15 protein-coding genes are annotated in these 19,466 nt (G+C 67.2%); 6 read left to right on the plus strand and 9 right to left on the minus strand.

Going from position 1 to position 19,466, the window contains the following annotated elements; translation table 11 throughout:
* Nucleotides 1–38: 38 nt before the first annotated feature.
* The 3 genes from O6P39_RS05765 to O6P39_RS05775 all read right to left on the minus strand — a co-directional run bounded on the left by O6P39_RS05765 (nucleotide 39) and on the right by O6P39_RS05775 (nucleotide 3,284).
* Nucleotides 39–1,508, minus strand: a complete 1,470-nt coding sequence (locus tag O6P39_RS05765; RefSeq protein WP_275610439.1) for an inorganic phosphate transporter — start codon at nucleotides 1,506–1,508, stop codon at nucleotides 39–41.
* 279 nt (nucleotides 1,509–1,787) lie between these two features.
* Nucleotides 1,788–2,009 carry a hypothetical protein gene (locus O6P39_RS05770; protein ID WP_275610440.1) on the minus strand — a complete coding sequence of 74 codons (222 nt, stop codon included), beginning with the start codon at nucleotides 2,007–2,009 and terminating at the stop codon, nucleotides 1,788–1,790.
* Nucleotides 2,010–2,207: 198 nt separating this feature from the next.
* Complete coding sequence (locus O6P39_RS05775) at nucleotides 2,208–3,284, minus strand: sigma-54 dependent transcriptional regulator (protein WP_275610441.1); 1,077 nt, start codon at nucleotides 3,282–3,284, stop codon at nucleotides 2,208–2,210.
* A gap of 234 nt (nucleotides 3,285–3,518) precedes the next feature.
* Here O6P39_RS05775 and O6P39_RS05780 point away from each other — a divergent pair, with 234 nt between their 5' ends.
* Nucleotides 3,519–3,824 carry a PsiF family protein gene (locus tag O6P39_RS05780; RefSeq protein WP_275610442.1) on the plus strand — a complete coding sequence of 102 codons (306 nt, stop codon included), beginning with the start codon at nucleotides 3,519–3,521 and terminating at the stop codon, nucleotides 3,822–3,824.
* A 263-nt stretch (nucleotides 3,825–4,087) separates the two neighbouring features.
* Here O6P39_RS05780 and O6P39_RS05785 read toward each other — a convergent pair whose 3' ends face one another.
* From O6P39_RS05785 to dmeF, 3 genes are all read right to left on the minus strand, one after another.
* Complete coding sequence (locus O6P39_RS05785; RefSeq protein ID WP_275610443.1) at nucleotides 4,088–4,222, minus strand: hypothetical protein; 135 nt, start codon at nucleotides 4,220–4,222, stop codon at nucleotides 4,088–4,090.
* A 78-nt stretch (nucleotides 4,223–4,300) separates the two neighbouring features.
* Complete coding sequence (locus O6P39_RS05790; RefSeq protein WP_275610444.1) at nucleotides 4,301–5,230, minus strand: pseudouridine synthase; 930 nt, start codon at nucleotides 5,228–5,230, stop codon at nucleotides 4,301–4,303.
* Nucleotides 5,231–5,312: 82 nt separating this feature from the next.
* The gene (dmeF, locus tag O6P39_RS05795) at nucleotides 5,313–6,263 is read right to left on the minus strand and encodes a CDF family Co(II)/Ni(II) efflux transporter DmeF (RefSeq protein WP_275610445.1); all 951 of its coding nucleotides are present in this window, start codon (nucleotides 6,261–6,263) and stop codon (nucleotides 5,313–5,315) included.
* A 59-nt stretch (nucleotides 6,264–6,322) separates the two neighbouring features.
* Between dmeF and O6P39_RS05800 the strand changes: the two genes are divergently transcribed.
* On the plus strand, nucleotides 6,323–6,598 hold the full coding sequence (locus O6P39_RS05800) for a metal/formaldehyde-sensitive transcriptional repressor (RefSeq protein ID WP_275610446.1): 276 nt from the start codon (nucleotides 6,323–6,325) through the stop codon (nucleotides 6,596–6,598).
* 1 nt (nucleotide 6,599) lies between these two features.
* Here the strand turns inward: O6P39_RS05800 and O6P39_RS05805 are convergent, their stop codons facing one another.
* On the minus strand, nucleotides 6,600–6,830 hold the full coding sequence (locus tag O6P39_RS05805) for a DUF2789 domain-containing protein (RefSeq protein ID WP_275610447.1): 231 nt from the start codon (nucleotides 6,828–6,830) through the stop codon (nucleotides 6,600–6,602).
* Nucleotides 6,831–7,020: 190 nt separating this feature from the next.
* Here O6P39_RS05805 and O6P39_RS05810 point away from each other — a divergent pair, with 190 nt between their 5' ends.
* On the plus strand, nucleotides 7,021–8,223 hold the full coding sequence (locus O6P39_RS05810) for an MFS transporter (RefSeq protein WP_275610448.1): 1,203 nt from the start codon (nucleotides 7,021–7,023) through the stop codon (nucleotides 8,221–8,223).
* Here O6P39_RS05810 and O6P39_RS05815 read toward each other — a convergent pair whose 3' ends face one another.
* On the minus strand, nucleotides 8,224–8,826 hold the full coding sequence (locus O6P39_RS05815; RefSeq protein ID WP_275610449.1) for a glutathione S-transferase: 603 nt from the start codon (nucleotides 8,824–8,826) through the stop codon (nucleotides 8,224–8,226).
* A 174-nt stretch (nucleotides 8,827–9,000) separates the two neighbouring features.
* A complete protein-coding gene (gene ppk2 / locus O6P39_RS05820) occupies nucleotides 9,001–9,819 on the minus strand; it encodes a polyphosphate kinase 2 (protein ID WP_275610450.1) in 819 nt (272 codons plus the stop codon).
* Between the two features lie 424 nt (nucleotides 9,820–10,243).
* Here ppk2 and recC point away from each other — a divergent pair, with 424 nt between their 5' ends.
* Genes recC through recD form a run of 3 tightly spaced genes read left to right on the plus strand, consistent with a single transcriptional unit; the run spans nucleotide 10,244 to nucleotide 19,457 of the window.
* On the plus strand, nucleotides 10,244–13,711 hold the full coding sequence (gene recC, locus O6P39_RS05825; RefSeq protein ID WP_275610451.1) for an exodeoxyribonuclease V subunit gamma: 3,468 nt from the start codon (nucleotides 10,244–10,246) through the stop codon (nucleotides 13,709–13,711).
* A complete protein-coding gene (gene recB / locus O6P39_RS05830; RefSeq protein ID WP_275610452.1) occupies nucleotides 13,708–17,409 on the plus strand; it encodes an exodeoxyribonuclease V subunit beta in 3,702 nt (1,233 codons plus the stop codon). Before recC ends, recB begins: the two co-directional genes overlap by 4 nt.
* Entirely contained in the window at nucleotides 17,406–19,457 is a 2,052-nt protein-coding gene (gene recD / locus O6P39_RS05835) for an exodeoxyribonuclease V subunit alpha (RefSeq protein ID WP_275610453.1), read from the plus strand. Before recB ends, recD begins: the two co-directional genes overlap by 4 nt.
* The last annotated feature ends 9 nt before the right edge of the window (nucleotides 19,458–19,466 follow it).

Below are 19,466 nucleotides of genomic sequence, written 5' to 3' on the forward strand. Positions count from 1 at the left end.
CTGCGGATGCAGGCGTTCTTCTTGGGGGCGGGCCCGGCTCAGATGAGCTTCGAGGTGAGCCAGAACAGACCGGCGGCCAGACCCATCGAGGCGGGCAGGGTGAGTACCCAGGCCATGATGATGTTGCGTACCGTGCTGCCTTGCAGGCCGCTGCGGTTGGCCACCATGGTGCCGGCCACGCCTGAGGACAACACGTGGGTGGTGGAAACCGGCAGGCTGTAGATGTTGGCCAGGCCAATGGCGGCGGTGGCGGTGAGCTGGGCGCTGATGCCCTGGGCATAGGTCATGCCCTGCTTGCCGATCTTCTCGCCGACGGTGAGCACCACGCGCTTCCAGCCGACCATGGTGCCGATGCCCAGGGCCAGGGCGACGGCGATGATCACCCAGAACGGTGCGTATTCGGTGGTGCTGGTCAGGTCCTTGCGCAGCTTCTCCAGGTCCGCCTTCTCGCGGGCCGGCAGCTCGGACAGCTTGCCGACTTTCTTCGCGGTGTCGTCCAGGCACAGCAGGTAGCGGCGTACCTGTACGCGGGCGTCGTTGCTCAGATCGGTGTAGCTGGAAACGCCGCGCAGGTCGGTCAGCAGGCCATTGAGGGTGGCTTCGGTCTGCTTCGGCTCGCAGCGGTACAGGTCCGGCATGTCGGCCTCATTGGCCTTGCCCAGGGCCAGCATCTCGCCGAGGGTCTCGGAGTGGCGCTGGTAGAACTGCTGCAGGTGGGTGGCGGCGTCACGGGTACGCTCGATCTGGTAGGTGGTGCTGTTCAGGTCGAGAACGAACTGGGCCGGCACGATACCGATCAGCACCAGCATGATCAGGCCGATGCCTTTCTGGCCGTCGTTGGAGCCGTGCACGAAGCTCACGGTCATGGCCGAGATCACCAGCACCAGGCGGTTCCAGAACGGCGGATGCTTCTTCTCGTCGACGTCGCGGCGGGTTTCCGGGGTCTTGTGCATCTTCGACAGCGGATACATCCACTTCAGGCCGATCAGCAGGGCGGCGGCGACCAGGAAGCCGGCCAGCGGCGAGAAGATCAGCGACAGGCCGATGTCGATCGCCTTGCCCCAGTTGATCCCGTCGGCCAGCGGTATGTCGGTGAGCAGCGCATTGGCCAGGCCCACACCGAGGATCGAGCCGATTAGGGTGTGCGAGCTGGAGGCGGGGATGCCGAAGTACCAGGTGCCGAGGTTCCAGGTGATGGCGGCGGCGAGCAGCGAGAACACCATGACCAGGCCGTGGCCGGTGTTCACGTTGATCAGCAGCTCCACTGGCAGCAGGTGGACGATCGCGTAGGCGACGCCGACGCCACCGAGCAATACGCCGAGGAAGTTGAAGATGCCGGAGAGGATCACCGCGCGGTAGGGCGACATGGCCTTGGTATAGATGACCGTGGCCACCGCGTTGGCGGTGTCGTGGAAGCCGTTGATGAACTCGAAGGCGAGTACGAACGCAAGTGCCAGAACCAGGCTGACACCTACCCAGATATCGAGTCCGCTGAAGAGATCGAACATGAAATTTCTATGACCGGTCGGAGACGGGGCGGCGATTATGCCAGAAGCAATGAGTACCGTATTTAGCCTGAAACGGTTTCTCGAATTCGCGCGACGCCACGCCGCACGCTGCTTTCAGACAGGGTGGAAAAAACTTGCAATGCTTCCACGCCGGGGCGCCGGCCCATCTGATGAATGTTTGAGGTCAGTACCGGACTCCCCCACGGAGCCCATCCCACCCGCAAGCTGCGGCAAAAAGTCTGCCTGGCCGGCTTGGCGGAGGAACGTTCGTACCCGGACCTACGGTTTAGGGGAAGCGGCTTCCTGTTCCTTTTTCAGTCGTTGTTCTTCGATCTTTTCCAGCTCCCGGTCGAAGGCCTTGTCGAGCAGGTTGCGGCGCTTGCGCCATGGCTTTCGTTCGGGGTCCGGCTGGGCGGCATAGAGAGTGACTTCGCCGCCGTATACATCCTTGTAGCGTTGCTCCTGGCGCTCCAATTCCGCGCGCAGTTCGTCTTTGGTCACGATGTGTCCTGATGACAGAGAGAGTTCGTTGCCGGCGGACGCCCTGCCTGGACGCCGCTCCAGGCAGTGTAGACGCTGGGCGTTACATAGCCGGGAGAGCCGGAAACGGCGCGGATTATAACCTTTCGTGAGGGGGGCACGCGCCGATACTGCCGACGGACGGCGTCAGGACAGTAACGGCGCGGGTTGCGGGAAGGCTCAGGCGGTGCGGCTGAGATTCAGCTCGCCGATCTTCTCCAGCCGTGCGCGGACAATGTTGCGGCTGATGCCCAGCAGGCGGCCGGTCTGCAACTGGTTGCCATGGCAGAAGTGGTAGGCGGTGCGGAACAGCACTTCCTCGATGTGCTCGTAGAGGTCGGGCTTGTTGCTTTCGAACAGCTCCAGCAGTGCCTGCTCCAGGGTGGCCTCGACGCGTGGGGCGAGGGCGTGGGGGATGTGCTCCTGGCGCAACAGGTCGTGGCGCGGCGACGACGGCAGCTCGGCCAGTTGCAGGTCGCCCGGCTGCACCTGCTGGTTGCGGCACACCAGCAGTGCGTGGTGGATGGCGTTTTCCAGCTCGCGGATGTTGCCCGGCCAGCTGTGGCCGAGCAGCTTGCGTTCGGCATCGGGGCTGAGGGATGCGCGGTTGTAGCCCAGGCGCTGGCAGTGTTCTTCGAGGAAGAATTCGGCCAGCGGCAGGATGTCGCCGGGGCGCTCGCGCAGTGGCGGCAGACGGATGGTGGCGACGTGCAGGCGGTAGAACAGGTCCTCGCGGAAGTGCCCGGCGACCACTGCGTCGGCCAGGTTGACGTTGGTCGCGGCGACCACCCGCACGTTGATCGGCACCGGCGTGCGCGAGCCCAGGCGCACCACCTCGCGCTCCTGCAGCACGCGCAGCAGCTTGACCTGCATGTTCAGCGGCAGGTCGCCAATCTCGTCGAGGAACAGGGTGCCGCCGTTGGCGGATTCGAACCAGCCGGCCTTGCTGCTGGTGGCGCCGGTGTAGGCGCCTTTCTCATGGCCGAAGAGTTCGCTCTCCACCAGTGTCTCGGAGAAGGCGCCACAGTTCACCGCGACGAAGGGCGCGGCGCTGCGCCGGCTGAGCTTGTGGATATGTCGGGCGACCAGCTCCTTGCCGGTGCCGGTTTCACCGATGATCAGGGCGTTGGCCTCGCTGGGGGCGAGGCGTTCGATCCGGTTGAGCAACTCCTGCGAGCGCGGGTCCTTGAACACCAGCACCGTGGCGCGGACCGACTTGGTTTGCTCGCGGGCATTGGGGAGGGTCAAGAGCGACATGGCAGGCTTCCTGGCGTACCGGGTGAATGGGCAACGCCATACTGCGCCATTTTTGTTATTTCAAAAAATTATTAATTAGAATTTATATATAACTTAAACGCTCCTGCGGGCGGTAACGGCCCGTGCGCCGTTCATGCTTTTGCCCTGGGGGGCCACGTTCGCTGCGTGTCCGGGGTCGCCAATGCGAGGGCGCAGGCTACGCTGAGAAGGCAAACCATCCCAGGAGACCACTCCATGACCACCGTTCGCATTCCGCTGCTGGCACTGGCTCTGCTGTTTTCGGTGCAGGGCTTCGCCGCTACCGCCGCCCAGACCGCGCAGCAGGAAAAGATGAAGACCTGTAACGCCGATGCCACCACCAAGGCCCTCAAGGGCGACGAGCGCAAGGCTTTCATGAGCACCTGCCTGAAAGCCGGCAGCGATGCCAAGGCGATGACGCCTCAGCAGGAGAAGATGAAGACCTGCAACGCCGACGCGACCGCCAAGGCCCTCAAGGGCGACGAACGCAAGGCGTTCATGAGTACGTGTCTGAAGAAGTGAGGATGGAGTGCGGCAGGGCCGCGTGAGTTGCTGGAAGGGCAGCCTGGGGCTGCCCTTTTTCGTGTCTGACGCTTCTGCAGGTTCGCGAGCAAGCTCGCTCCTACAGGCAGATCTAACTTCGGTGTGCTTTTCGTAGGAGCGAGCTTGCTCGCGAACCCATCTGCTTGGTCAGATGCCGGAAAACACCAGCCAGGCGCTGATCAAGGCGTAGGCCACGATCGTTGCATCGACCCGCAGGCCGGGCGAAAAACGTCGGGACCGGTTCATTTCCTGGCCACCGCGGACCAGTAGCCCTGGGCATTGCGAAATGGCTGGCGAGCCATCTGCTCGGGGCGGGTGATGCCATCGGCGAGCAGGGCGTTGACGAGGGCGGAAAAGGACTTGGCGCTGTAGCTCATGTTCGGCTCCTGATGCTTTCTCTCCATTGGGTGGAGCCATGAAAACATCAGGGCCACTATCGACGGAAATGGATAGCTTTAAGGGTGACCATCGATGAAATTGATGGAAGGCCAGGACAGCTCCAGCGTGCTTTCAAAGTGACGCGGCTCGCCCGTGAGCGGATCGATGAAGTCCAGCCGGCGAGCCAGCAGCTTCAGCGGCTTCTCGTAGTCTTCCGGCGGGCGCTCGTCGCGTGGCGGCAGGGTGGGGTAGAGCGGGTCGAAGCACAGCGCCGCGCCGAGGGCCGACATGTGCACGCGCAACTGGTGGCGCTTGCCGGTCACCGGGTGCAAGCCATAGCGCCATAGCGCGCCGCGCCGCTCCAGCACCTCGATGCGCGTTTCGCTGTTGGGCGCGCCATCCACTTCCTGCATCAGGATGAACGGATCGCCATCCACCATCCGCGATTTGCGCACGTGGGGAAACGCCAGCTGCGGCAGTGCCGGGGCGATGGCCTCGTACATCTTGTCGATGCGCCGCTCGCGGAACAGCGCCTGGTAGGCGGCGCGGCTGTCGGGGTTGGCGGAGAGCAGCACCAGCCCGGCGGTAAGCCGGTCGATGCGGTGCAGCGGCACCAGCAGCGGGTTGTCCAGGCGCCTGGCCAGGCGCGCGAGCAGGGTCTGCTCGACATACTGGCCGGAGGGCGTCACCGGCAGGAAATGCGGCTTGTCTGCCACCACCAGGTGCTCGTCGGCGTACAGGACCGACTCCTGGAACGGCACCGGCGTCTCCTGCGGTACTTCTCGGAAGTAGTGAATGCGCAAGGCTTCGCGGTAGGGATGCTGCGGGCCGATGGGCTGGCCGTCGCTGTCCAGCACCTTGCCGCGCGCCATGCGGTCCAGCCAGGTATCCCGGCTGATCGCCGGAAAGCGTGCGCACAGGCAATCCAGCACGGTCGCCCAAGGGCCGGCGGGCAGGTGCAGGGTGCTGGCGCGTTGCTGGGCGGCGGAGAAGCGGGAGCTGGACATCGGATGCGGCGACCGGGGTTCGACAAGCCGTGCATTAGGCCGTAGCCGTGCGCCGGTCGTCAAAGCGGCGCGACTTCCGGCGTCAGGCCGCGACGGGGTTGATCTCCACCGTGACATGCACCAGCTCCTCGTGCACCTGCAGGCGCCGGCGCACCAGTTCGGGAGTCAGGTCGCCGGCGGTGGCCAGGCTGAGGATGCAGGCGTAGCGCGACTTGCCCACGCGCCACAGGTGCAGGTCGGTGATGCGCGCCGGCTGCGGCAGTTCGGCGACCACCTCGCGGATTTCCTCCACCACCGGATCGTTCATTTCCGCATCCAGCAGCACGCGGCTGCTCTGCTTGAGCAGGCCGACCGACCAGATCGCTACCAGCGCGGCGCCGACGATACCCATCAGCGGGTCGAGCCAGGCCGCGCCCCAGAACATGCCGCCGATCAGCGCGACGATGGCGGCTACCGAGGTGGCGGCGTCGGCGATCACGTGCAGGTAGGCAGCACGCAGGTTGAGGTCATGGTCATGATCGTGATGATGGTCATGATCGTGGTGATGGTGGTCGTGACCATGGTGATGATGGTGGTGCTCACCGCGCAGCAGCCAGGCGCAGACCAGGTTCACCAGCAGGCCGAGCGCGGCGATTGCGATGGCCTGTTCGTAGTGGATCGGCGTGGGGGCGAGCAGGCGCGCCACCGATTCGAACAGCATCAGCCCGGCCACGCCCAGCAGCAGGATGGCGCTGGTGTAGCTGGCCAGCACCTCGATCTTGAAGGTGCCGAAGGCGAAGCGCGCATCGCCCTTGAAACGCCGCGCCGCCACATAGGCGAAGAAGGCCAGGCCCAGCGCCAGGGCGTGGGAGCTCATGTGCCAGCCGTCGGCGAGCAGCGCCATGGAGTTGAAGATCCAGCCGCCGGCGATCTCCACTACCATCATCACGACGGTCAGCAGCGCGGCCCGCAGGGTGTTGCGTTCGGCCAGGGGATTGCCTTCGTGGAACTGGTGATCGTGCCGGCCGTCTTGCGGCTGCGCCATGTGCTGCATGATGATGGTCCGTAATAGAAGCCTGGATACTATACCCCAGTATACTTTGGAGTGTTGACGTGGGACATACCATCAAGGACCAGAAGAAGCTGCTGACCCGGGTGCGCCGCATCAAGGGGCAGAGCGAGGCGCTGGAGCGGGCGCTGGAAGCGGGTAGCGAATGTGCGGCGATCCTGCAGCAGATCGCCGCCATCCGCGGTGCGGTGAACGGCCTGATGGCCGAGGTGCTGGAAGGTCACCTGCGCGAGCACCTGGGCGCCGAGGAGCGCACCGCAGCCGAGCGCCAGGAAGACCTGGAGCAGGTGATGGGCGTGCTGCGCTCCTATCTGAAGTGACTCAGCCGGACAGCCGCACCGCCAGTTCGTCGACTTCCTCGGCCCAGTCCGAGTCATCCTCCAGGGCTTCGCGCAGGAACTCCGCCTGGGCGGGACTCCAGAACGGCGCATCCGGCAGTGCCTGGCCCGCGGCCAGGCGGTGGCTGCCGAGAAAGGCGTCGATGTCCTGGCGGCCATTGGGCAGGCCGAGTTGCTTGAACAGTGCGCCGAGCGTGTGGGGGCTGGTATCCATGGGGACCTCCGGTGAACCCGATGAGAACAGGGGACGCGTCCGTGGACGCGGGTGGCTGCAACAACTATAGGTGCATCTGCCCGATACCAGCGGGTGATCGGCCCGCGCGCACGGAGAATAGATAGCCAGCTTTCAATTTCCCTGGCGCCGCGTAATGATGGGCGCAGCCCTCCCACCGCCAGGCCTGTCCATGAGCTCTCCCGAGCAGCGAACTGCCTCCGTCACCCTGCAGATACTCGCGACCGTTTCCTTCACGCTGATCCTTTACCTCAGTATCGGCCTGCTGCTGCCGGTGCTGCCGGGGTTCGTCCATGAGGGGTTGGGCTATGACACGGTCACCGCCGGCGTGGTGATCAGCCTGCAGTACCTCGCCACCCTGGTCTCGCGCCCCCTGGCCGGCTACCTGACCGACACCCATGGCGCCAAGCGCGCGGTGCTCTACGGATTGGGCGTACTCGGTGCCGGCGGGCTGCTGGTGCTGCTCTCCACCAGCCTGGAGAGCGTGCGTTGGCTGAGTCTGATACTGCTGTTGGCCAGTCGCCTGTTGTTCGGCCTGGCGCAAGGGCTGCTGGGCATCGGCACCGCCAGCTGGGGCATTGCCCTGGTCGGCACGCAGAACACCGCCAAGGTGATCTCCTGGAACGGCATCGTCAGCTACGGCGGCATCGCCATCGGCGCGCCGCTGGGCGTCACCCTGTCCGCTTCGCTGGGATTGTGGAGCCTGGGCGCGAGCATCCTGCTGTGCACCGCCCTGGGCCTGCTCGCCGCCCGTGGCCGGCAGGCCGTGCCGATCATCGCCGGTACGCGCATGGCCTTCCATGCCGTGCTCGGCCGCGTGCTGCCCTATGGGATGTGCGTGATGCTCGGTTCCATCGGCTTCGGCACCCTCGCCACTTTCATCACCCTGTATTACGGCAGCCAGGGCTGGGCCAATCCAGCCTGGTGCCTGACGGCGTTCGGCGTCTGCTTCATCGGCGCGCGGCTGTTGTTCTCGGGGACGGTCAATCGCTTCGGCGGCTTCGTGGTCGCGGTGGTCTGCCTGGCGGTGGAAGCCTGCGGCCTGCTGCTGCTCTGGCAGGCGCCAGGACCGGGCTTCGCCCTGTTGGGCGCGGCCCTCACCGGTTGCGGCCTGTCGCTGGTCTACCCGTCGCTGGGCGTGGAGGCAGTGCTGCGCATTCCGGCCAGCAGCCGCAGTGCGGGGCTGGGGGCCTATGCGTTGTTCTTCGACCTGGCGATGGGCGTGGCCGGTCCGCTGATGGGGCTGATCGCCGTCCACCACGGCTATGCGTCGACCTTCCTCGCCGCCGCCGGCCTTGCCGCCTGCGGCTTCTTCATCTGCCTCGGCCTGTTGCGCTGGACGCGGCAGCGCCATGAGGAACTGCCGCAGGACTGATCACACCGGCGGGAACGCCTTGAAGGCTTCCAGCGACTCGGCATGCAGCGTCCAGTCGTGCAGGGCGGGGTAGGTATCCGCCGGCATGTACTGGACGTGCAGCAACTGGATGAAGGTCCAGGCCACGGCGATGCTCAGGCCGGCCTGATCGAGACGCCCGTCGCGCGGCAACGGGTGCTCCGTGAGTTCGCGCTCCAGGGCGGCACAGGCAGCGTGCAACTGTTCCTCGACGCGCCCTTGCCACGGCATGTGCTGCTTGTCCTCCGGGCGTTGCTGCTCGTAGTAACGCTGCACGGCCTTTTCCATTGCCGCCAGCGCCAATCCCAGCAGGCGGGTGGCGCGCACTCGTGCGGTGGATTCGCCGGGCATCAGGCTGCGTCCGGCTTCATGCTCGATCAGGTCGATGATCAGGGTGGAATCCATCAGCACCTGGCCGTCATCGAGGATCAGCGTCGGCGCCTTCACCACCGGGTTGATCCCGCGAAACTCCTCGTAAGTGCTGAATACCGAGAGCGGGCGATGCTGGAATTCGATGTCCAGCAGACGCAGGGTGATGGCGACGCGGCGGACATAGGGGGAGTCGAGCATTCCGATCAGTTGCATGGGGGCATCCTGTTCTTGGCGTTCAGAGGGAGGCTGGCGCGTTTTCCCGCGCAATGGCCATGGGTCCGGCGGCAGTCTCCGCGCAGAAGAATCGACGGCTTCTGGCGTGCGCCTTGTCGTTCTTCACCGCGAGTCGATCCGGGACCGGCGCGGTGGGCGCGCCGGTCCCAGGGATCAGTAGACTTCCTCTACGTAGCGGTACGGGTAGTCCGGGCTCTTGTAGCGGCCGATCTTGCCGCGCTTGGGCAGTTCGATCTTCTCCGCGGGCACGTCCTTGTAGGGGATGTGCTTGAGCAGATGGTCGATGATGTTCAGCCGCACGCGCTTCTTGTCCTCAGAGTGCGCAACGAACCAGGGCGCCCAGGGCGTATCGGTGCTGGCGAACATCAGGTCGCGGGCGCGGGTGTATTCGTCCCATTTGGTGAAGGACTTCACGTCCATCGGCGACAGCTTCCAGATCTTGCGGCCATCGGTGATGCGATCGCCGAGGCGGCGCGCCTGCTCCTCGGGCGTTACCTCCAGCCAGTACTTGAGCAGGATGATTCCGGACTCGGTCATCATTCGCTCGAACAGCGGGGTGACGGCGAGGAACTTGTCGGCCTGCTCCTCGGTGCAGAAGCCCATCACCCGCTCGACGCCGGCGCGGTTGTACCAGCTGCGATCGAAGATCACGACCTCGCCGGCCGCGGGCAGGTGGGAGATGTAGCGTTGCACATAGAGCTGCGACTTCTCGCGCTCGGTGGGGGCCGGCAGCGCCACGGTGCGGAACACCCGCGGGCTGACGCGTTCGGTGATGGCCTTGATGGTGCCGCCCTTGCCGGCGCCGTCACGGCCTTCGAAGACGATGCAGACCTTCAGGCCCTTGTGCACTACCCACTGCTGCAGCTTGACCAACTCGACCGTCAGCTTCTTCAGCTGTTCTTCGTATTCCTTGTTACCAAGCTTCTTCGCCGGGCCCTGCTCGGCGACCTTCGACTTGCTCTTCTTGCCCATCGTGTTCTCCATTCCTGTTGGTGCGCGACAACTCGGCGCGCGTATTGAGCATAGCGGGCAGAGGCCATCGAACCTCTGCGAAAAATAGCGTTTGGAACCGGTGGGGCGCCGGCGTGGTTCGGCAATGTCCCTCAGCCCCGGGGTGTCACAGACTAACCTCTTCACACCCGGCGACAAGTGCTTCGCCATCCCTCATATCCCGGCGATGGCGGGAGCGGGTCGCCGACGATGCTCCCTATCCTATAAGAACCCGGCGCGGTGGCGTTGCGGCATCGCCAGCATTCTCGCGGGAGGATCAGGGAGCCAGCCTGAGTCACGCACGGCCTGAGTCTTAAAAAACTCTCCACCGCCTGCGCTTTTTTGGTGAAATGCCGGTCATCCCCGGCGGGCCGCTCCTGTTGCCCGCTCCGTACCAGGAGAGACGATGAGCGAGCAGCGACTGACCCCCGGCCTGATGGTGATCCACGGCAACCATCCGGAAGCGCTGCGCGACCTGCTGGTGCAGTGGATGAGCCTGCATCCGCTGGCGCCGCTGGAGAACGAAGTCATCCTGGTGCAGAGCAATGGCATCGCCCAGTGGTTGAAGCTGGCGCTGGGACGCGACGTGGAAGAGGGCGGCTGTGGCGTGACCGCCGCGCTCGATGTGCAACTGCCCGCGCAGTTCCTCTGGCGCGCCTATCGCGCGGCTCTGGGGCGCGATGAGATCCCCGAGGTCTCGGTGCTCGACAAGGGCCCGCTGACCTGGCGCCTGATGCGCCTGCTGCCGACCCTGCTGGAGCGGGAAGAGTTCGCCACCCTGCAGCGCTTCCTCGCCGACGATGCCGACCTGCGCAAGCGCTATCAACTGGCCGAGCGCCTGGCCGACCTGTTCGACCAGTACCAGGTCTACCGCGCCGACTGGCTGGAAGACTGGAGCCGTGGCGTCGACCAGTTGCGCCTGGCCAACGGCACCGTGAAGGAGCTGGAAGCTGACAATCGCTGGCAGGCCGCGCTGTGGCGCGCGCTGCTCGATGACGTCGGCCCCGAAGGCCTGGCCACCAGCCGTGCCGGCGTGCACGGGCGCTTCATCCAGAAGCTGAAGTCCGCCGAGAATCCTTTGCCGGGCTTGCCGCGCCGCGTCGTGGTATTCGGCATTTCCGCCATGCCGGCGCAGACCGTCGAAGCCCTCGCCGTGCTGGCGCGCCACGCCCAGGTGCTGCTTTGCGTGCACAACCCCTGCCGCCACCACTGGGCCGACATCGTCGCCGACAAGGACCTGCTGCGCCACGAATACCGCCGTCAGCGTCGCCGCGCCGGCACACCGGAGCTGCTCTCCGACGACCAGCAACACCAGTACGCCCAGCCGCTGCTGGCCGCCTGGGGCAAGCAGGGCCGCGACTACATCAACCTGCTCGACCAGTACGACGACCCGGACAGCTACCGCGCACGCCTGGGGGCGGTGAGCAACGGGCGCATCGACCTGTTCAGCGAGGACGAACCGCGCAACCTGCTCGGCCAGTTGCAGGACGACATCCTCGAACTGCGCCCGCTGGCTGAAAGCCGCGAGCACTGGCCGGCGGTCGACCCGCAGGCCGACGACTCGATCCGCTTCCACGTCGCCCACAGCGCACAGCGCGAGGTGGAAATCCTCCACGACCAGCTGCTCGCCCGCTTCGACGCCGACCCCACGCTGCGCCCGCGCGACGTGATCGTCATGGTGCCGGACATCAACCCCTACGCGCCGCACATCGAAGCCGTATTCGGCCAGCTCGCGCGCGACGACAAGCGCTTCATTCCCTACACCCTGGCCGACCAGGGCCAGCGTGGCCGCGAGCCGCTGCTGGTGGCGCTGGAGCACCTGCTGCGGCTGCCCGACAGCCGCTTTGCGGTGAGCGAAGTCCTCGACCTGCTGGACGTGGCCGCCCTGCGCGAGCGCTTCGGCCTGGCAGACGCCGACCTGCCGCTGCTGCGCCGCTGGATCGATGGCGCCGGCGTGCGCTGGGGGCTCGATGGCCAGCAGCGCGAACGCCTCGGCCTGCCCGCCGCCGCCGAAGCCAACAGCTGGCGCTTCGGCTTGCGGCGCATGCTGCTCGGCTTCGCGGTGGGCGAGGGCGAGGCCTTCCAGGGCATCCAGCCCTACGCGGAAATCGGCGGGCTGGATGCCGCCGCGCTCGGCCCGCTCGCGGGGCTGCTCGGCGCCCTGGAACAGGCCTGTTCCACTCTCGCCGAAGAGGCCGCGCCGCGGCAGTGGGTGGAGCGTCTGCGCGGGCTGCTCGACGCCTTCTTCCGGGTGACCGACGATCACGATGAACTGCTGCGCCAGCAATTGCTGGACCTGCTCGAACGCTGGCTGGAAACCTGCCAGCACGCTGGCTTCAGCGACCCATTGCCGCTCTCGGTGGTGCGCGAGGCCTGGCTCGGCGGCCTGGACGCGGGCGGCCTGAACCAGCGCTTCCTGGCCGGCGCGGTAAGCTTCTGCACGCTGATGCCGATGCGCGCGATTCCCTTCCAGCTGGTCTGCCTGTTGGGCATGAACGACGGCGACTACCCGCGCCCGCAATCGCCGCTGGACTTCGACCTGATGCGCAACGACTACCGCCCCGGCGACCGTTCGCGTCGCGAGGACGACCGCTACCTGTTGCTCGAAGCGCTGCTCTCGGCCCGCCGCCAGCTCTACGTCAGCTGGGTTGGCCGGAGCATTCGCGATAACACTGACCGCCCGCCGTCGGTGTTGATCGGCCAGTTGCGCGACCACCTCGCCGATGGCTGGCGACGCGCCGATGGCAGCGACCTGCTGCACGGCCTGACCCTGGAGCATCCGCTGCAACCCTTCAGCCGCGCCTACTTCGCCCAGGCGCCGGGCCAGGGCGTCGACGGCCTCTACACCTACGCCCGCGAATGGCGCGACGTGCACCGCGAACAGGATGCCGAGACGGATGACGCGCCGTTGCCGCCGCTGGCGCTCGATGCGCCGATCGGTCTGCGCACGCTGTCCGATTTCATTGCCAACCCGGTGGGCGCCTTCTTCGTCCAGCGCCTCAAGGTGCGCTTCGCCGAGGAGCAGCTCACCGGCCAGGACGAGGAGCCGTTCGAGCTCAACGGCCTGGACGTCTGGCAGCTGCAGTTCGAACTCTGCGAACGCCTGCGTCCCTGGGTGGAGCAGCATTGGCAGGCCGAGCAGCTGGATTCGCAGCTGACCGGGCAGGTGGAGCGCTTGCGCCGCGAAGGCCGCCTGCCGCTGGCGGCCTTCGGCGAGTTTTCCGCCCAGTCGCTGGTGGCGCCGCTGCAGGACCTGCTGGCGCGCTACCGCGAGCAGCTCGAGCACTGGTCGCAGGTTGAAGAGGAGCAGCGCGAACTCAACCATGGGCATGCCGGCATCGAGCTGGCCGACTGGCTCGGCGGCCTGCGCCGCAATGTCGACGGCCAGCTCGCCAGCCTGCAACTGGTCAGCGGCAAGCTCCACGAAGGCAAGGGCTACAAATGGCATGGCCTGGTGCGCCCGTGGGTGCGCCATCTCGCGCTGCAACTGTGCGGCGAGCCGGTAACCAGCGTGCTGGTCGGCCTGACCGGCACCCTCGAATTCCCGCCGCTTCCCGCCGAGCAGGCGCGCGCCGAACTGAACAGCCTGATGGACGCGTGGTTCCAGGGCATGAGCCGGCCGCTGCCGGTGGCCTGCAAGACCGCCTTCGCCTGGCTGGCAGCCGGCGAGGATGCCGACCGCGCCAGGCGTGAAGCCGCCAAGCGCTACGACGGTGGCTTCAATCTCGCTGGCGAGGCGGCGTCCTCGCCGGCGCTGGCGCGGGTCTACCCGGACTTCGACAGCCTCGAGGCCAGCGGGGAATTCGCCGCCTGGGCCGAGTCGCTCTACGGGCCCCTGTTCGAATTGCTGCAGCGCAAGGAGGAGGCCGCATGAGCGCCGTCGATTCAGGTTCGCAAGCGCTCGACCCGCTCAGCTTCCCGCTGCATGGCAGTCGGCTGATCGAGGCCAGCGCCGGCACCGGCAAGACCTTCACCATCGCCTTGCTCTACGTGCGCCTGGTTCTCGACCACGGCGGCGAACAGGCCTTCGGCCGGCCGCTGAGTCCGCCGGAGGTCCTCGTGGTGACCTTCACCGAAGCCGCGACCCAGGAGTTGCGCGAACGTATCCGCGCGCGCCTGGGTGAAGCCGCGCACTGCTTCGCCGAGCCCGAGGGCGAGCACGACGGCCTGCTGCGGACGCTGCGCGACAGCTATCCCGTCGAGCGCTGGCCGGGCTGCGCGCGTCTGCTGCGCCTGGCCGCCGAATGGATGGATGAGGCTGCCGTCTCCACCATCCACAGCTGGTGCTACCGCATGCTGCGCGAGCACGCCTTTGACAGCGGCAGCCTGTTCACCCAGGACCTGGCCGCCGACCAGAGCGAACTGCTCGCCGAAGCGGTGCGCGACTATTGGCGGCGCAATTTCTATCCCCTGGGCGTGGCTGCCGCCAACGCCGTGCGCCATTGCTACGCCGGCCCGGAGGCGCTGATGCGCGCCTTGCAGCCGCTGCTGGCGGCGCAGGAGGCGGGCTTCCGCTACGGCGACCAGCCGCTCGATGCGCCGACCTCGCTGGGTGAACTGCTGGAGTCCACCGGCCAGTGGTACGAGGAGCTCGAGGCCGCCCAGGCCCGCGCGCGCGAAGCCTGGACCGCGGACCGCGCGAATCTCGCCGAACTGCTGCGCAACCTGCGCGGCGACCTCAACGGCAACAGCTATCGCGGTAAGGACGACGATGCCATCTTCGGCGGCTGGATCGAGGCGTTGGACGCCTGGAGCGAAGGCGCCGACGCACCGGACAACCTGGCCAAGTTCGGTCAGACGCGGATCAAGGTGAAGGCCAAGGCCGTGGTGCCGGAACACCCGGCATTGCAGGCCATCGACGCCTGGTGCGAGCGCGCCGAGCAGCGTCCGGAGATCGCCCCGCAGCTCCTGCTGCATGCCCTGGGCGAAGTGCGCCAGAGCCTGGAGGCGGAGAAGCAGAAGCGTGCCGAACTGGGCTTCGACGACCTGCTGGTGCGCCTCGACCGCGCGTTGGCCGGCAGCGGCGGTGAGCGCCTGGCCGAACGCATCCGCGAACAGTTCCCGGTGGCGCTGATCGACGAATTCCAGGACACCGACCCGCTGCAGTACCGCATCTTCGAGCGCGTCTACCGTATCGCGGACAACCCCAGGAACCTCGGACTGTTCATGATCGGCGACCCCAAGCAGGCGATCTACGCCTTCCGTGGCGCCGACATCCACACCTACCTGCGCGCCCGCGCCGCCACCGCCGGGCGCCACTACACCCTGGGCACTAACTTCCGCTCCACGCGCGCCATGGTGGCGGCGGCCAACCGCTGCTTCCAGTTCGCCGAGGCGCATCCGCGCGGCGCCTTCCGTTTTGCGCAGGAGGGGCAGGACAACCCCGTACCCTTCCTCGAAGTCGGCGCCCGTGGGCGTGACGAAACCCTGCTGCTGGAAGGCGGCGAAGCGCCGGCCATGACCTTCTGGCAGTTGGACAACGACGGCCAGGTCTGCGGCTCGACTGTCTACCGCCAGGAGATGGCCGCACGCAGCGCCAGTGCCATCCAGCGCTGGCTGAGTTCGGCGCAGAGTGGCTTCCGCACGGCCGATGGCCACTGGCGCGCACTGCGCCCCGCGGACATCGCCATCCTGGTGCGGGGCCGCAGCGAGGCCGAGGCGATCCGTACCGAGCTGGCCTCACGGCGGCTGGCCAGCGTGTACCTGTCCGACCGCGACTCGGTATTCGACAGCCCCGAAGCGGTGGACCTGCTGCACTGGCTGCGCGCCTGCGCCGATCCCGGCAACGACGGCACCCTGCGCATTGCCCTGGCCACCCGCAGCCTGGCGCTGGACTGGGCAACCCTGGAGCGGTTGAACCAGGACGAGCGCTTCTGGGAAGACATGGTGCTGCGCTTCCGCGATTACCGCGTGCTCTGGCAGCAGCAGGGCGTGCTGCCGATGCTGCGCCGCCTGCTCGCCGATTTCTCCCTGCCGGCGCGCCTGCTGCGGCAGATCGACGGCGAGCGCAGCCTGACCAACCTGTTGCACCTGGCCGAGTGGCTGCAACGCGAGGCGGTGGAGCTGGACGGCGAACACGCGCTGCTGCGCGTGCTGGCCGAGCAATTGGAAAGTCCCTCCAGCGAGGAAATCCTCCGCCTGGAAAGCGACGCCGACCTGATCAAGGTGGTGACCATCCACAAGTCCAAGGGCCTGGAGTATCCGCTGGTGCTGCTGCCTTTCATCTGCAGCTGGCGCGAACTGGATGGCAAGAGCGGCACGCCGCCGAGCTTCCAGGCAGGGGAGGCGCGGGTGGTGGAACTGTCCCGCGACAAGGAGCTGGCCAAGGCGGCTTATCAACAGGCCAACGACGAACGCCTGAGCGAGGACATGCGCCTGCTCTACGTGGCCCTGACACGCGCGCGGCATGCCGTGTGGCTGGGCGTGGCGCCGCTGGTGATGAGCAACAGCAAAAGCCCGGAACTGCACAAGGGCGCCATCGGCTACCTGCTCGGTGGCGGCAATGCTCTGGGCGTGGAAGACCTCGCCACGCGCCTGGGCGAATTGCAGGCCGGCCACGGCGAGATCGTTCTGGACGCGGCGCCCGTTGCCGACCTGCAACTGTTCGTCGGCCCGCAGGCCGGCGAACTGGGCGCGGCCCGCGAGCCGCGCCGGCGGGTGGCGGAGAAGTGGTGGATCGCCAGCTACTCCGCGCTGGCGAACCTGGCCGGCGACGAGGACATCGAGTCGCCCGCACCCGCGCCGGCGGCGGACGAACCCACCAGCGCAGACGAAGACCTGCTGCGTGAAAGCAGCCTGGAGGAAGCCCGCGAAGCCGATGCGGTGCCGGCGCCGTTCAGCCTGCACGCCTTCCCCCGAGGGGCCAACCCCGGCAGCTTCCTCCATGGTCTGCTGGAGTGGGCGGCCGACGAAGGCTTCGGCACGTGCGACCCGCAGCAATTGCGCGATCAATTGGCGCGGCGTTGCCAGGTGCGCGGCTGGGAAGCCTGGATCGAGCCCCTGCACGGCTGGCTGACGCAGTTGCTGCACACCGAGTTCCGCCTGCCCGATGCCACGCCGGTCAGCCTTGCCGGGCTCTCCAGCTACCAGAAGGAAATGGAGTTCTGGTTCGCCACCCGCCAGGTGGACAGCCAGCGCCTGGACCGCATCGTCACCCGCCATACCCTCGGCGGCGCGGCGCGGCCGGCGCTGCAGGCCAACCAGCTCAACGGCATGCTCAAGGGCTTCATCGACCTGGTGTTCGAACACGAAGGCCGCTACTACGTGGCCGACTACAAATCCAACTGGCTCGGCGCCGACGACGAGGCCTACACCGAGCCGGCCCTGCGCGAGGCGCTGCTGGAGCACCGCTACGACCTGCAGTACGCGCTCTACCTGTTCGCCCTGCACCGCCTGCTGCAGGCGCGCCTGCCCGACTACGACTACGAGCGGCATGTCGGCGGGGCGATGTACCTGTTCCTGCGCGGCAGCCAGTCGGCGACCCAGGGCATGTACCTGGAGCGACCGCCCAAGGCCCTGATGGAGGAACTGGACCGCCTGTTCCGCGCTGTCGACGAGGAGATGCCGGCATGACTGCGCCGTTGAACACCGCCGGTGAAATGCTCGAACTGATTGGCCGTTGGGCCGAACGCGGCTGGCTGCGCGAGCTCGACCGCGCCTTCGCCACCTTCCTGGTGGAGCGGGTGGCGGATGCCCATCCGCTGTTGATCCTGGCCGCCGCGCTGGCCAGCCACCAGCTCGGTCGCGGGCATGTCTGCCTGGACCTTGCGGCGACACTGGCCGACAGCCGTTTCGCGCTGTCGCTGCCACCGGAGGGGGATTCTGCGAAGGACGCGCCCGAGCTGCCCGGCGTACTGCTCGACAGTATGTCGTTGGAGGCGTGGCAGGCGGCGCTGAACGACCCGCGCCTGATTGGCGAGGGCGCCGGCGATACGCCGTTGGTGCGGGTCGGCAGGCGCCTGTACTTGCGGCGCTATTGGCAATATGAATGCGCGGTGCGCGCCGGGATCGACCAGCGCCTGCGCCAGGGCGAAGCCTTGCGTGCCGGCTTGCCCGCCGCGCCGTTGCGCCAGGCGCTGGATGCGTTGTTCCCGAAGAAGGCCGGCAATGCTCAGAAGAGTCAGGGGGCGGACTGGCAGAAATTGGCCTGTGCGCTGGTGGCGGGGAATGCCTTCGGCATCGTCACCGGCGGCCCCGGCACCGGCAAGACCACCACCGTGGTCAAGTTGCTGGCGCTGTTGCAAAGCCTGGCGCTGGGGGAGGGCGGGCGGCCATTGCGCATCCGTCTCGCGGCACCCACTGGCAAGGCGGCTGCGCGCCTGAATGAATCCATCGCCGGCGCCGTGCAGCGCCTGCAGCTCGACGGCCTGCCCAATGGCGAGGCCGCGCGCGAGGCGATTCCCACCGAAGTCACCACGCTGCACCGCCTGCTCGGCAGCCGCCCGGACAGTCGTCAGTTCCGCCATCACGCCGGCAACCCGTTGGCGTTGGAGCTGCTGGTGGTGGACGAAGCCTCGATGGTCGATCTGGAGATGATGGCCTCGCTGCTCGCCGCCCTGCCACCGCGCGCACGGCTGATCCTGCTCGGCGACAAGGACCAGTTGGCCTCGGTGGAAGCCGGCGCGGTACTCGGCGAACTGTGCAGCCGCGCCCGCGAAGGTCACTACCGCCCGGCCACTCGCGACTGGCTGGAAGCAGTGACGGGAGAGCCCGTCGATGCGGCGTTGCTGGACGAGCAGGGCAGCGAACTCGACCAGGCCGTGGCCATGCTCCGCCACAGCCACCGCTTCAGCGCGGGCAGCGGCATCGGCCAGTTGGCGGAGGCCGTGAACGCCGGCGATATCCCGGCCCTGCGCGAGGTATGGAAGGCGCGCCACGAAGACCTGACCCGCATCGCCGTCGACGCCCAGGACACCCGCAGCCTGCGCGACCTGGTGGTGGACGGCGGACGTGGCGGCGATCTGTTCGGACCGGTCGGCTACCGCCATTACCTGAGCGTGCTGGCGGCCAGGCGGCCAGCCGAGAATGCCGACCAGGCGGTGCTGGACGAATGGGCCCGGCAGGTGCTGGAGGCCCATGGGCAGTTCCAGCTGCTCTGCGCCTTGCGGCGTGGTCCCTGGGGCGTCGAAGGGCTCAACACCCTGATCACTGGAATGCTTCACAGCGAAGGGCTGATCCCCTCGACGCAGGTCTGGTTCCTCGGCCGCCCGGTGCTGGTGACGCGCAACGACTACGGCCTGGGGCTGATGAACGGCGACATCGGCATCACCCTGGCGCTGCCCCAGCCGGCGGACGACGGCAGCGTGCGCTGGGCGCCGCGCGTGGCCTTCCCGGCGGGCGACGGCAGTGATGCGATTCGCTGGATCCTGCCCAGCCGCCTGCAGGCGGTGGAGACCGTATTCGCCATGACGGTGCACAAGTCGCAGGGCTCGGAATTCACCCACGCCGCGTTGCTGCTGCCCGACAGCCTCAACCCCATCCTCACCCGCGAGCTGGTCTACACCGGCATCACCCGTGCCCGCCGCTGGTTCACCCTGGCCAGCGCCGGACGCGGCTGGCAGGTGCTGGAGCAGGCGACGGAACGGCGGGTGCAGCGGGCGAGCGGGCTGCTGGATCGCTGAGGGTCGCTG

Source organism: Pseudomonas sp. PSE14, assembly GCF_029203285.1.
Lineage (GTDB): Bacteria > Pseudomonadota > Gammaproteobacteria > Pseudomonadales > Pseudomonadaceae > Pseudomonas.

What these genes read in the sequence shown, in the direction of transcription:
- O6P39_RS05765 (WP_275610439.1), bottom strand. Translation starts at nt 1,508, where the DNA reads ATGTTCGATCTCTTCAGCGGACTCGATATCTGGGTAGGTGTCAGCCTG.
- O6P39_RS05775 (WP_275610441.1), bottom strand. Translation starts at nt 3,284, where the DNA reads ATGTCGCTCTTGACCCTCCCCAATGCCCGCGAGCAAACCAAGTCGGTC.
- O6P39_RS05780 (WP_275610442.1), top strand. Translation starts at nt 3,519, where the DNA reads ATGACCACCGTTCGCATTCCGCTGCTGGCACTGGCTCTGCTGTTTTCG.
- O6P39_RS05785 (WP_275610443.1), bottom strand. Translation starts at nt 4,222, where the DNA reads ATGAGCTACAGCGCCAAGTCCTTTTCCGCCCTCGTCAACGCCCTGCTC.
- O6P39_RS05790 (WP_275610444.1), bottom strand. Translation starts at nt 5,230, where the DNA reads ATGTCCAGCTCCCGCTTCTCCGCCGCCCAGCAACGCGCCAGCACCCTG.
- dmeF (WP_275610445.1), bottom strand. Translation starts at nt 6,263, where the DNA reads ATGCAGCACATGGCGCAGCCGCAAGACGGCCGGCACGATCACCAGTTC.
- O6P39_RS05805 (WP_275610447.1), bottom strand. Translation starts at nt 6,830, where the DNA reads ATGGATACCAGCCCCCACACGCTCGGCGCACTGTTCAAGCAACTCGGC.
- O6P39_RS05810 (WP_275610448.1), top strand. Translation starts at nt 7,021, where the DNA reads ATGAGCTCTCCCGAGCAGCGAACTGCCTCCGTCACCCTGCAGATACTC.
- O6P39_RS05815 (WP_275610449.1), bottom strand. Translation starts at nt 8,826, where the DNA reads ATGCAACTGATCGGAATGCTCGACTCCCCCTATGTCCGCCGCGTCGCC.
- ppk2 (WP_275610450.1), bottom strand. Translation starts at nt 9,819, where the DNA reads ATGGGCAAGAAGAGCAAGTCGAAGGTCGCCGAGCAGGGCCCGGCGAAG.
- recC (WP_275610451.1), top strand. Translation starts at nt 10,244, where the DNA reads ATGAGCGAGCAGCGACTGACCCCCGGCCTGATGGTGATCCACGGCAAC.
- recB (WP_275610452.1), top strand. Translation starts at nt 13,708, where the DNA reads ATGAGCGCCGTCGATTCAGGTTCGCAAGCGCTCGACCCGCTCAGCTTC.
- recD (WP_275610453.1), top strand. Translation starts at nt 17,406, where the DNA reads ATGACTGCGCCGTTGAACACCGCCGGTGAAATGCTCGAACTGATTGGC.